The 11921-nt window shown below is 69.6% G+C and carries 13 protein-coding genes and 1 pseudogene; 10 read left to right on the forward strand and 4 right to left on the reverse strand.

All coding sequences use genetic code 11. The features are described from left to right. Positions 1–25: 25 nt before the first annotated feature. The 4 genes from ACIBEI_RS33960 (at position 26) to ACIBEI_RS33975 (ending at position 3109) form a co-directional block, all read left to right on the forward strand. Positions 26–997: a ribose-phosphate diphosphokinase gene (locus ACIBEI_RS33960; RefSeq protein WP_200396421.1), complete on the forward strand. Its 972-nt coding sequence runs from the start codon at positions 26–28 to the stop codon at positions 995–997. Positions 998–1190: 193 nt separating this feature from the next. Then, on the forward strand, positions 1191–1778 hold the full coding sequence (locus ACIBEI_RS33965; protein ID WP_398894102.1) for a 50S ribosomal protein L25/general stress protein Ctc: 588 nt from the start codon (positions 1191–1193) through the stop codon (positions 1776–1778). 94 nt (positions 1779–1872) lie between these two features. Continuing rightward, positions 1873–2484: an aminoacyl-tRNA hydrolase gene (pth, locus tag ACIBEI_RS33970; RefSeq protein WP_055617957.1), complete on the forward strand. Its 612-nt coding sequence runs from the start codon at positions 1873–1875 to the stop codon at positions 2482–2484. A 139-nt stretch (positions 2485–2623) separates the two neighbouring features. Then, positions 2624–3109 carry a hypothetical protein gene (locus tag ACIBEI_RS33975; RefSeq protein WP_398894103.1) on the forward strand — a complete coding sequence of 162 codons (486 nt, stop codon included), beginning with the start codon at positions 2624–2626 and terminating at the stop codon, positions 3107–3109. A 122-nt stretch (positions 3110–3231) separates the two neighbouring features. On the opposite strand, the gene ppc is transcribed toward ACIBEI_RS33975, so the two are convergent. Beyond that, positions 3232–5964 (reverse strand): phosphoenolpyruvate carboxylase, encoded by a 2733-nt coding sequence (ppc, locus tag ACIBEI_RS33980; RefSeq protein ID WP_398894106.1) that lies wholly within the window; start codon positions 5962–5964, stop codon positions 3232–3234. A gap of 296 nt (positions 5965–6260) precedes the next feature. On the opposite strand from ppc, the gene ACIBEI_RS33985 reads away from it, so the two are divergent. The 4 genes from ACIBEI_RS33985 to ACIBEI_RS34000 all read left to right on the forward strand — a co-directional run bounded on the left by ACIBEI_RS33985 (position 6261) and on the right by ACIBEI_RS34000 (position 8536). After that, positions 6261–7274, forward strand: a complete 1014-nt coding sequence (locus ACIBEI_RS33985) for an acyl-CoA desaturase (RefSeq protein WP_398894108.1) — start codon at positions 6261–6263, stop codon at positions 7272–7274. Beyond that, complete coding sequence (locus tag ACIBEI_RS33990) at positions 7271–7942, forward strand: TetR/AcrR family transcriptional regulator (RefSeq protein ID WP_143638968.1); 672 nt, start codon at positions 7271–7273, stop codon at positions 7940–7942. The genes ACIBEI_RS33985 and ACIBEI_RS33990 overlap by 4 nt, the downstream gene beginning before the upstream one ends. A 97-nt stretch (positions 7943–8039) precedes the next feature. Next, the gene (locus tag ACIBEI_RS33995; RefSeq protein WP_266699654.1) at positions 8040–8291 is read left to right on the forward strand and encodes a type II toxin-antitoxin system Phd/YefM family antitoxin; all 252 of its coding nucleotides are present in this window, start codon (positions 8040–8042) and stop codon (positions 8289–8291) included. After that, positions 8288–8536: a type II toxin-antitoxin system RelE/ParE family toxin gene (locus ACIBEI_RS34000; RefSeq protein ID WP_398894110.1), complete on the forward strand. Its 249-nt coding sequence runs from the start codon at positions 8288–8290 to the stop codon at positions 8534–8536. The genes ACIBEI_RS33995 and ACIBEI_RS34000 overlap by 4 nt, the downstream gene beginning before the upstream one ends. On the opposite strand, the pseudogene ACIBEI_RS34005 reads toward ACIBEI_RS34000, so the two are convergent. Beyond that, positions 8511–8681: pseudogene (locus tag ACIBEI_RS34005) on the reverse strand (VOC family protein); the annotation flags it as partial. The gene ACIBEI_RS34000 and the pseudogene ACIBEI_RS34005 sit on opposite strands and share 26 nt — an antisense overlap. A gap of 155 nt (positions 8682–8836) precedes the next feature. Further along, on the reverse strand, positions 8837–9652 hold the full coding sequence (locus tag ACIBEI_RS34010; RefSeq protein WP_398894112.1) for a trans-aconitate 2-methyltransferase: 816 nt from the start codon (positions 9650–9652) through the stop codon (positions 8837–8839). A gap of 146 nt (positions 9653–9798) precedes the next feature. Between ACIBEI_RS34010 and ACIBEI_RS34015 the strand changes: the two genes are divergently transcribed. Then, on the forward strand, positions 9799–10296 hold the full coding sequence (locus ACIBEI_RS34015; RefSeq protein WP_055617964.1) for a MarR family winged helix-turn-helix transcriptional regulator: 498 nt from the start codon (positions 9799–9801) through the stop codon (positions 10294–10296). On the opposite strand, the gene ACIBEI_RS34020 is transcribed toward ACIBEI_RS34015, so the two are convergent. Then, positions 10255–11022, reverse strand: a complete 768-nt coding sequence (locus tag ACIBEI_RS34020; RefSeq protein ID WP_269651134.1) for a response regulator transcription factor — start codon at positions 11020–11022, stop codon at positions 10255–10257. The two genes, ACIBEI_RS34015 and ACIBEI_RS34020, sit on opposite strands and share 42 nt — an antisense overlap. 252 nt (positions 11023–11274) lie before the next feature. Between ACIBEI_RS34020 and ACIBEI_RS34025 the strand changes: the two genes are divergently transcribed. Beyond that, a complete protein-coding gene (locus tag ACIBEI_RS34025) occupies positions 11275–11730 on the forward strand; it encodes a GNAT family N-acetyltransferase (protein WP_398894139.1) in 456 nt (151 codons plus the stop codon). Positions 11731–11921: the final 191 nt, after the last annotated feature.

The following is an 11921-nucleotide window of genomic DNA, read 5'->3' on the forward strand; positions in this document are numbered from 1 at the left end:
GAGACACCTCTGAGGAGACAGTGCTGTGACCGGGATCAAGACGACCGGCGAGAAGAAGATGATGTTCTTCTCCGGCCGCGCCCACCCCGAGCTTGCCGAGGAGGTCGCCCACCAGCTGGGTGTCGGGGTCGTCCCGACGAAGGCCTTCGACTTCGCCAACGGCGAGATCTACGTCCGCTACGAGGAGTCGGCCCGCGGCGCCGACTGCTTCCTCATCCAGAGCCACACTGCTCCGATCAACAAATGGATCATGGAGCAGCTCATCATGATCGATGCTCTGAAGCGGGCCTCCGCCCGGAGCATCACCGTGATCATGCCGTTCTACGGTTACGCCCGGCAGGACAAGAAGCACCGCGGACGTGAACCCATCTCGGCCCGTCTGATCGCCGACATGATGAAGACGGCCGGTGCCGACCGCCTCCTGACGGTCGATCTGCACACCGACCAGATCCAGGGCTTCTTCGACGGTCCGGTGGACCACCTGTTCTCGCTGCCGCTGCTCGCGGACTACGTGGGCCACAAGGTGGACCGCACGAAGCTCACGGTCGTCTCGCCGGACGCCGGCCGCGTGCGCGTGGCCGACCGCTGGTGCGACCGCCTGGGCGCGCCCCTGGCGATCGTGCACAAGCGCCGCGACAAGGACGTCGCGAACCAGGTCACGGTCCACGAGGTCGTCGGTGACGTCGAGGGCCGGGTCTGTGTCCTGGTCGACGACATGATCGACACCGGTGGCACGATCTGCGCCGCCGCGGACGCGCTGTTCGCGCACGGCGCGGAGGACGTCATCGTGACGGCCACGCACGGTGTGCTCTCCGGCCCGGCCGCCGACCGGCTGAAGAACTCCAAGGTCAGCGAGTTCATCTTCACGGACACCCTGCCCACCCCGGGCGAGCTGGAACTCGACAAGATCACCGTGCTGTCGATCGCGCCGACGATCGCCAACGCGGTGCGCGAGGTCTTCGAGGACGGCTCGGTGACGAGCCTCTTCGACGAGTAGCCGGCCCGAGGGGTCCCCTGGGCCCCGTAGATCGATTTCTTGTACGGCCTCCCCGCCCCGTAAGCTGTCACAGTTGCTCGGCGAGGGAGGCCGCACTCTTTGGTGCGGCGGTCCGTTATCGACGCGCTCTTCGTAGCAGGCCGATGTTTTGGCCGGGTGACCACCTTCCCCATCTGTTCTACGAGGAGTGACCATGGCCGACGTCAAGCTCGCCGCCGAGACCCGCACCGAGTTCGGCAAGGGTGCCGCCCGCCGCATCCGCCGTGAGAACAAGGTTCCCGCGGTCGTCTACGGCCACGGCGCCGACCCCGTCCACATCACGCTCCCGGGCCACGAGCTCCAGCTCGCCCTGCGTACCCCGAACGTCCTGCTCACCCTGGACATCGAGGGCAAGACCGAGCTGGCGATCCCGAAGGCCGTCCAGCGTGACGCCATCAAGGGCTTCCTGGAGCACGTCGACCTGCTCACCGTGAAGCGCGGCGAGAAGGTCACCGTCGAGGTCTACGTCCACACCGAGGGCGAGCTGGCCCCGGGCGCCTTCCTGCTCGAGCACGTGCTGAGCACGCTGACGGTCGAGGCCGAGGCCACGCACATCCCCGAGTCGGTCACCGTGTCCATCGCGGGCCTGGAGGCCGGTGCCTCCATCCTCGCCAAGGACATCCCGCTCCCCGACGGCACCACGCTGGTCATCGACGAGGACGCCGTCGTGCTCCAGGTCCTGGCCGCCCAGGCGGAGGAGCCCACCGAGGACACCGCGGCCGACGAGACCGCCGAGGTCTGATCCCGCACCGGATCACCGTGCGCCGGCCGCCGCTCCCGAGGGGGCGGCGGCCGGTGCGTGTCCCTGATCCGGACAGCCCGCCGACCGAGGACCCATGGGAGACACGGACGTGACCACGGAACCAGGCGCCCCCTGGCTCATCGTGGGGCTCGGCAACCCCGGCCCCGAGTACGCCAGGAACCGCCACAACGTGGGCTTCATGGTGGCCGACCTCCTCGCCGAACGGATCGGCGGGAAGTTCAAGCGGGCCGGCAAGGCGCAGGCCCAGGTGATCGAGGGCCGCATCGGCCCGCCGGGACCGGCGAACCGCCGGGTGATCCTGGCCAAGCCGATGTCGTACATGAACCTGTCGGGCGGCCCGGTCACGGCGCTGCGCGACTTCTACAAGGTGCCGACGGCGAACATCGTCGCTGTCCACGACGAACTCGACATCGACTACGGCGTGCTGCGGCTGAAGCTCGGCGGCGGCGACAACGGCCACAACGGCCTGAAGTCGATGACCAAGTCGATGGGCCCGGACTACCACCGCGTCCGCTTCGGCATCGGCCGCCCGCCGGGCCGAATGCAGGTCGCCGACTTCGTCCTGAAGGACTTCTCCGCGACGGAGCGCAAGGAACTGGACTACTTCGTGGACCGTGCCTCGGACGCGGTGGAGGCTCTGGTGATCGAGGGCCTGGAGCGGGCTCAGTCGACGTACAACTCCTGAGGGCTCCGGTCGGCCACTGGGAAACCCCGGCGGCCCGCCGGAAGATCCGCACAGAAGGTCCGTACAACACGGGACTTGTCCCCCCACGGAGCCCCACCGGAGTTGACCGAGCGCAGGGCCATGGCCAAGGATCGCCGCCATGCCTGCCCTCGCCTCCCGTCAGAACGCGGTCGTGGCGCTCCGGTTCGGGCAGCTCGCGGCGATGGGTACGGTCGCGGCGCTGATCCTGATCGCGGGCGTCTGGGCCTCCTGGGGCACCGCCCAGCACGTGATGCTCACCAAGGGCCGTGAGCGCGGCACGATGACGGTCGAGCGATGCGCCGACGACCGCTGCACAGGCCCGTACCGGCCGCTGTCGGAAGGGTCCACCGCCCGCGACCGGGTCGTCCTCGACAGCGAGGTCGCGGTCGACAAGGGCCGCACCTACACGGTCGCCGTCAAGCCCGGCAGCGACGAGGTCGTGCGCACGGGCACCGGCGGACTCCTCTACGCCTGGGCCCCGCTCGGCGGCGCACTGCTCCTGGCCTCGATGGTGGTAGCGGGCGGCCTGCGCCTGCCCCGCCTGGCCTGGGCCTTCGGCGGCGCGGGCTTCACACTGCTCACGGCGGCCTTCCTAACCCTCTGAGGCCTGGCAAACATCCCCGCGCCCCAAGAGGCGCCCCAAAGGGGCGCGGGGAACTGCGCGACCAGCCCCCACGCGCCCGCAGACAACACACGACCCTGCCCGCGGAGCCCTTCCCGACGGAGTCAGCCCGTGTTGCGCAACCCGGCCGCCACGCCATTGACCGTCAGAAGCAGGGCCCGGGCCAGCAGCGGATCGGGCTCCTCGCCGGAGGCGGTCGCATCACGCTGCCGCTTCAGCAGAGCGACCTGAAGGTACGAGATCGGGTCAAGATAGGCATCCCGGATGGTGAAGGTCTGCTTCAGCACCGGGTGGGCATCCAGAAGCCCCGGCTCACCGGTGACGCGCAGCACCTCGCGCACGGTCAGCTCGTGCTCGGCCCGGATGGTCTCGAAGACGTGCTTCAGGTCGTCCGGGACGAGCGTGTCGACGTAGTGCCCGGCGATCCGCAGGTCCGTCTTCGCCAGCGTCATCTCGACGTTGGAGAGGAAGTTGCGGAAGAAGTGCCACTGCTCGTGCATCTCCTCCAGCACGCTGTCGAGACCGGCCTCGCGCAAAGCCTTCAGACCGGAGCCGACACCGAACCAGCCGGGCACGATCTGCCGGGACTGGGTCCAGCCGAACACCCACGGGATGGCGCGCAGTCCGTCGAGCGAGACGCCCGAGCCGGGGCGGCGGGAGGGCCGCGAGCCCAGGTGCAGGTCGGCGAGCTGGTCCACCGGCGTGGAGGCGAGGAAGTACGTCGGAAGGTCCGGGTCCTCGACCAGCCCGCGGTAGGCCGCGTGGGCGGCGTCGCTGACCACGTCCATGGCCGCGTCCCAGCGGGCGAGCGCCTCGTCGGACTGGCGGGGCGCGGTGTGCAGGGCGGACGCCTGCAGCGTGGCCGCGACCGTCAGCTCCAGGTTCTCCCGCGCGAGCGACGGCACGAGGTACTTGTCGGAGATGACCTCGCCCTGCTCGGTCACCTTGATCTCGCCCTCCAGCGTGCCCCAGGGCTGCGCGAGGATCGCGTCGTGGGACGGACCGCCGCCACGCCCCACCGTGCCGCCACGCCCGTGGAAGAGCCGCAGCCGCACACCGTACCGATGGGCGACGTCACGCAGCCGCCGCTGCGCCCGGTGGATCTCCCACTGACTCGTCGTGATGCCGCCGAACTTCGACGAGTCGGAGTACCCGAGCATGACCTCCTGCACGTCACCGCGCAGCGCCACGAGCCGCCGGTAGGACGGGTCGGACAGCATGTCCTCCAGGATCGTGTCCGCGGCCTTGAGCTCGTCCGTGGTCTCCAGCAGCGGCACGATGCCGATCTTCGCCCAGCCGGCGTGCAGATCGATCAGCCCGGCCTCGCGGGCCAGCACCGCCGCGGCGAACACGTCGTCGGCGCCCTGGCACATCGAGATGATGTACGACTCGATCACCTCGGGCCCGAACACCCCGAGGGCCCGCTTCACGGTCTCGAAGACGCCGAGGGTCTTCTCGCCGGCCGCGTCCAGCGGTGCCGGGGTGGGCCCGAGCGGCCGCCGGGACCGCAGCTCCTTGGCGAGCAGCTTGTGCCGGTACTCGCGCGGCATGTCCTCGTACCGCCACGACTCCTCGCCGAGCCGGTCGAAGAGCTGCCCGAGCGCCTGGTGGTGGGCGTCCGCGTGTTCCCGTACGTCCATGGTGGCGAGCTGGAGGCCGAAGGCGGCGAGCGTGCGGATCGTACGGTTCATGCGGCCGTCGGCGAACAGCGCGCCCCGGTGCTCGCGCAGCGAACTCTGGACGAGGGTCAGGTCCTTGAGCAGCTCGGCGGTGCCGAGGTAGTCCCGGCCGTCCTCGTGCGCGGTGCCCTTGGCGAGGCGCTGCTTGGTGTTCTCCAGCTTCTGCCGGATGCAGGTGGCCTTGAGGCGGTAGGGCTCCTCGGCGTTGAGGCGCTTGTAGCGGGGGCTGATCTCCGGAAGCAGCTCCAGGTCGGTCCGCAGGGAATCCAGGAGCTCCTCGGTGGCCCCGGTGTAGCGGATGGAGTTCGACAGGAAGCCGCGCAGCTCGTCGATCAGCTCCAGCGCGTCGTTGATGCCGTGCTCGTGCTGGAGGATCAGGACGTCCCAGGTGACCTGCGGGGTCACGTTCGGGTTGCCGTCACGATCGCCGCCGATCCAGGTACCGAAAGTGAGCGGCCGGGTCTCGTCGGGCAGGACGACACCGACGCGCTCCAGCTCGGCGGTCAGGTCCTCCAGCACATCGCCCACGGCGCCGGCGTGCAGCTCGTCCAGGTAGTAGATGGCGTTGCGGGCCTCGTCGGCGGGCTCGGGACGCACCACGCGCAGCTCGTCCGTCTGCCAGACGAGGTCGATGTTCTCGGCCAGACGGGTGTCGTAGCGACGCCGGTCGGCTTCGATGACGGGCGTCTCCAGCAGGGCGGCGATCCGGCGCAGCTTGTTGAGGACGGAGCGCCTGGCCGCCTCGGTGGGGTGCGCCGTGAAGACCGGGCGAACGTTCAGGTGCTGCACGGTCGCGCGCAGGTGCTCGGGGTCGGCGTCCTTGAGCCGGTCCGCCGTGCGGGCGAGCAGTCCGCCCTCGGCGGCCCGCCTGGCGCGCAGCTCGCGGCCGCGGTGCACCTGCTCGGTGACGTTGGCCAGGTGGAAGTAGGTGGAGAAGGCGCGGACCAGCTTGGCCGCGGTCTCCAGTTCCGTGCCGCGCAGCAGTTCGGCGGCGGCTTCACCGTCCTCGCGGGTGAGGCGGCGGACCTTCTCGACCAGTTCCAGCAGCTCGGGCCCCTCCTGGCGTACGAGGGTCTCGCCCAGCAGATCGCCCAGGCGGCGGATGTCGGCGCGCAGCTCACTGCTGGTTGTCGTGGTCTGGTCGTCGGCACTGCTCACAGGTGCGGCTCCTTGCAGTGTTGAAGCTCGTCTGGAGGGGAACCCGTCACCTGGGCGGCGGGCGCGCATCGGCGACGGGGCATCCGGGAATGAAACAGAGCGGACCGCGCTGTCCGACCGACCTTAAGGATAGGTGTCCATACGGACGCGCGGTCTCTCGGGCTCTTGCCGCCGGGCGAGGCACTGCCATACTTACGACGCCGTAGGTTACGGAACCGTAGGCGCGGTTTCCGGCAACCCGGCAGGCGCGATTACCGGCCACTCTCACAACCCTCGACCCCACAGGGGACGCTCCCATGACCACGAGTTCCGATGTGATCGATGACGCCCCCGAGGCGAACAACGACGACACCGCACTCCGCTCCGCCACGCTCGGCGGCGAGCAGAAGCGTTCGATCGAGCAGATCACCCTTCTCCTCTTCATCACCGTCCCCTTCCTCGCGGTCCTCGCGGCAGTGCCGCTGGCCTGGGGCTGGGGCGTGAGCTGGCTCGACCTCGGCCTGCTGGTCTTCTTCTACTACCTCGGCTGCCACGGCATCACGATCGGCTTCCACCGCTACTTCACGCACGGCGCCTTCAAGGCAAAGCGCCCCCTGCGCATCGCGCTCGCTATCGCGGGCTCGATGGCCGTCGAGGGCCCGCTGGTCCGCTGGGTGGCGGACCACCGCAAGCACCACAAGTTCTCCGACGCCGAGGGCGACCCCCACTCGCCGTGGCGCTTCGGGGAGACGGTCCCGGCGCTGATGAAGGGCCTGTGGTGGGCCCACATCGCCTGGATGTTCGACGAGGAGCAGACACCGCAGGACAAGTACGCGCCGGACCTGATCAAGGACAAGACGATCCGCACGATCTCGCGCCAGTTCCTCCTGTGGGCGGGACTGTCCCTGACACTCCCCGCCCTGATCGGCGGCCTGGTGACGATGTCCTGGTGGGGCGCGTTCACGGGCTTCTTCTGGGGCTCGCTCGTCCGGGTGGCGCTGCTGCACCACGTCACCTGGTCGATCAACTCGATCTGCCACGCGGTGGGCAAGCGCCCCTTCAAGTCGCGTGACCGCTCGGGCAACGTGTGGTGGCTGGCGGTCCTCTCCTGCGGCGAGTCCTGGCACAACCTCCACCACGCGGACCCGACCTCGGCCAGGCACGGCGTGGAGCGCGGCCAGGTGGACTCCTCGGCCCGCCTGATCCGCTGGTTCGAAATGCTCGGCTGGGCGTACGACGTGCGCTGGCCGTCACGCTCGCGTATCGATTCCCGCCGCAACCCGGACGGGAAGGGCTCCCGACGCAAGGCGGAGGCCGCCGACGCGGCATGATTGACGGCGTGGCCGACTCCAGCACACCCAGCAATGAAAAGCCGCGGCGCGCCCGCCGCACCCGGATGACCGGTGCGGAGCGGCGGGCCCAGTTGCTGGAGATCGGCCGCACCCTCTTCGCCCAGAAGGGCTTCGAGGCGACATCGGTGGAGGAGATCGCGGCGAAGGCCGGCGTCTCCAAACCGGTGGTCTACGAGCACTTCGGCGGCAAGGAAGGCCTGTACGCCGTAGTCGTGGACCGCGAGATGCGCCGCCTCCTGGACGGCGTAACAAGCTCCCTCACAGCAGGCCACCCACGCGAGCTCTGCGAACAAGCAGCGTTCGCCCTCCTCGACTACATCGAGGAGTACACGGACGGCTTCCGCATCCTGGTCCGCGACTCCCCCATCCCCCAGTCCACAGGCTCCTTCGCATCCCTGATCTCGGACATCGCGACGCAGGTGGAGGACATCCTGGGCCGCGAGTTCAAACGCCGAGGCTTCGACCCAAAACTCGCCCCTCTCTACGCCCAGGCCCTGGTCGGCATGGTCGCCCTGACCGGCCAGTGGTGGCTCGACGTCCGCCGCCCCAAAAAAGCCGAGGTAGCAGCCCACCTCGTAAACCTGGCCTGGCACGGCCTGGACGGCCTGGAGGCGAAGCCTCGCCTGATAGGGCGCCGGAAGGCGTAGCAGGCGCTACGCGGGGAATGCGCGGGGCCACGCGTCTTCCACCCGAAAGAGTTGAACCAAGTAACCACAAGGTCAACCTTGTGGTACCAATGGGCCCATGACTGAGATTGCGATCAGCGCGGCTCGTTCCCAGCTCGGCGATCTGGTCCGCCGAGCCGCTCACGGCCGCGAGACCATCGCCCTCACGGACCACGGTCACGTCGCCGCGCTGCTGGTGTCCCCCCAGGTGATAGAGGATCTCGAAGACGCCCTCGCGGTCGCCGACTACCAGCGCCGCAAGGCCGAGGGCACGCTCGAAGAGGGCATCCCCCACGAGGAAGTCGGGCGCATCCTGGGGCTGCGTCCGTGACCTATCGCATCATCTGGGAGCCGAGCGCCACGAACGCGGCGGTGCGGTTCCTCAAGGACGACCCCACGGGACTCGCCGCCGTCTACGAAACCGTCGACACGCTCGCCGAGGCCCCGCGCCCCGCCAACTCCACCGCCTACGGCCCCAACATCCGGCGCCTTCGCGTCGACAACTACCGCGTCCTCTACCTGATCGACGACAGCGTGATCCGCATCCTCATCACCCACCTGGGCCGCACGCCCTGACCACCGGCTCCAGGAACTCCAGCCGATTGCCCACCGGGCCCTCGGAGTAGAAGCGGCGGTGCCCCGGAAGTTCACCGTCCCAGGCCACCGCCGCTCCGCAGGCGACCAGCCGCGCCACGTACGCCTCAACCCCCGTCACCCGCAGCCGCCGTACAACCGGGCGGGGCCGTGCCGGTATGTCACAGCCCGCCGCATACGGCTCCCGCTGGAAACGCCCACCCGACTACGCCGGGCAGTACGCCCCGCAGCGGCGGGCTGGACATACCGGCACGGCCCCGCCCACCCACGACCCGCAGGCGCCTAGCCCTTCCGAGCCACCACGAACAACCGCCGGAACGGAAGAACCGTCCCGTACGGAGCCGTCGGATAAGCCCTGCGGAGCAGATCGCGGTACTCGCCCACGAAGGCGTCCAGCGCCTCAGGGTCGTCCGCGAGGGCGGTGAGGGCAGGACGCAGCCCCGTGCCCTTGGACCAGTCGAGTACCGGGTCCTCCCCCTCCAGGAGCTGCATATAGGTCGTCTCCCAGACGTCCACCGCGCACCCCAGACGGGCCAGCCGGTCCAGATACAGGAGCGGCGGATGGACGGAGTCCGTGTCGCGGAGGACGCCATCCAGGCGGCCCTTCCAACGAGCCGACGCGGCGAGCTCACGCATCAGCACGTGCAGAGGCGCATCGATGTTGTTCGGAACCTGAAAGGCGAAGGTCCCACCAGGAGCCACCGCGTCGAGCCAGCCGGGAAAAGCGTCCAGATGCCCCGGCACCCACTGCAGCGCCGCGTTGGAGACGACCAGGTCGTACGTCTCCGTGGGCACCCAGTCCGTGAGGTCCGCGTGGGCGAAGTCCAGCGACCCACCCCCCACCGTGGGCCCCGCATGCTCGCCCGTCCGGGCCAGCATGTCCGCGGAGTTGTCGTACCCCGTAATCCGCGCACCCCGCCACCGCTCGGCGAGCTGGACGGTCACGTTGCCCGGACCGCAGCCCAGATCGGCGACACGGGCCGGCTCTCCGGGCAGCGCCGGCACCCGGGCGAGAAGCTCCGCGAAGGGCCGGGCACGGTGCTCCGCGTGGCGCAGATACTGGCCCGGGTCCCAGGTGGGGGCAGTGGTGGCGGGCATGGAGGGCCTCCTCGAAGTCACGATCGACGCCGCACCCGACGTCCCGACGTCCCGACGGAACTCCAGCCTCACACCCCAACAATCTCGACGTCAAGAGACTTCACGTCAAGAGACTTCATGTCGACACAACCACTACACTGATCGCCATGGAGGACGAGGTCGATCGGCTGGTCGCTGCGTGGCGCCGGGAGCGCCCTGACCTCGACGTGGAACCGCTCGAGGTACTCAGCCGCGTGAGCAGGCTCGCCAGACACCTGGACCGCGCACGCAGGATCGCGTTCGCCGAGCACGCCCTGGAGCCCTGGGAGTTCGACGTCCTGACGGCACTCAGGCGCGCAGGGACCCCGTACCAGCTCTCCCCCGGCCAGTTGCTCACCCAGACGCTCGTCACCTCGGGCACGATGACGAACCGCATCGACCGCCTGGCGAAAAAGGGCCTCGTCGAACGCCTCCCCGACCCCAGCGACCGCCGCGGCGTACTCGTACGCCTCACCGAGGACGGCCGCGACCGAGCGGACCAGGCGCTGGCAGGACTCCTCGACCAGGAGCGCGCGATCCTGGCGGAACTCAGCAGGGCCCAGCGCGGCGAACTCGCCGGGCTGCTACGCCAGTTGACCGCCCCGTTCGACAACATCCCCGGCTAGGTCGACGGGCCCGACCCCGGCCCGGCGGGCGAGCGCCACGGCGGCAAGGGTCGAGTGCACGCCGAGCTTCCCCAGCACGTTCTGCATGTGCGTACGGACGGTGTGCGGCGAGAGGAACAGCCGCTCGGCGACGGCCTTGCGCCCCAGCCCCGCGACCATGCACCGCAGCACTTCCCGCTCCCGCGGAGTCAGCGACTCCACCAGCCGCTCGCTCTCCGTACGGTGCTTCCGCGCGGCCGTCAGCTCGCGCAGGACGCCGGTGAGCAGCGCGGGCGGCAGATGCGTCTCGTCCCGCAGCACGCCCCGTATGACGGTGAGCAGCCGCGACAGCGAGCAGTCCTTGGCGACCCAGCCCGAGGCACCGGCCTGGAGGGCGAGCGCCGCACGACGCGGGTCGTCCTTCTCGGCGAGCACGACCGTACGAACGCTGGGCTGGCCCGAACGGACGCCCGCGACCAGCGAGATGCCGTCGACCAGGCCCTCTTCGTTGTTGTCGTGGACGGGTACGGCCGGGCGGGCGCCCGGCACGTTGCCGCCCAGGTCGGCGTCGACGAGGAGCACGTCGAATCTGCGGCCCTCGGCGGCCGCGCGCTCCAGGCAGCGCAGCGCGGCCGGGCCGCTGCCGGCCGCGGACACGTCGACGTCGGGCTCGGCGGCCAGGGCGGCGGCGAGCGACTCGGCGAAGATACGGTGGTCGTCGACGACCAGGACACGGATGCGAACCACTGAAACCCCCACTGCTCGGGGGACGGCCGGCGCAGGTACGGCGCCCGGAGATCCCGAACTCCTACGCTCGGAAAACGGGGTGCCGCAGCCGCACGGCCGCCGCCGTGCTGGAACTGCTACCCCCACTCCGGGCGTCGTACCCGACTGTCTCGCCCCCTGATCAGCACCGGCCCCCACCGGTGCTGCTCATCAGAGTACGGCCGGGCAGCAGGAGCGGAAGGTGATTTGCAGAACTGATTGGCCAGCGCGTTTATGGTGAGCCGTATGTTTCGTATTGAGACAGAAGTCGACAAAGAGCGTAGTCAATTCCTGCGTTCACGGCTACGGGACGCGAACATGGCCGCGTCTCCTGTGCTGCGTTCTCTGCGCGGAACCCCTGGTGAACGGGAGGTTCCGCTCCAGGTGTGGGCGTTGGATCCGGCCGGTGGGGTGGCGGGGGGTCTGGTCGGGCACACGTGGGCGGGGTGGCTGCATGTGGCGTATCTCTGGGTCGACGAGCGTCACCGTGGTGGTGGTATCGGCTCGCACCTTCTGTCCCATGCGGAACAGCTGGCCCGTACGTCACGTGGTTGCCGCAACTCCCGTCTGGAGACGTGGGACTTCCAGGCCCCGGCCTTCTACCGCCAACGGGGCTACGAGGTGGTGTGCGAGATCCCGGACTATCCCCCGGGGATCACGGAGTACACCCTGACGAAGCGCCTCCCCTGACCCAAGGCATTTCTTTCGCCCCCGCCGCCCCTACCCGTTCCCATCCCTCTGGGGCTCCGCCCCAGACCCCGTGGGGTTTGTTGTCGGGTGCGGGCCGGTGGGGGCTTGTCGCGCAGTTCCCCGCGCCCCTAAAGACCAAAGACCTTAGGGGCGCGGGGAACTGCGCAATCTTTTGGGGGTTCGGGGGCGGA

It is taken from the genome of Streptomyces sp. NPDC050988 (genome assembly GCF_044456225.1).
Classification (GTDB): domain Bacteria; phylum Actinomycetota; class Actinomycetes; order Streptomycetales; family Streptomycetaceae; genus Streptomyces.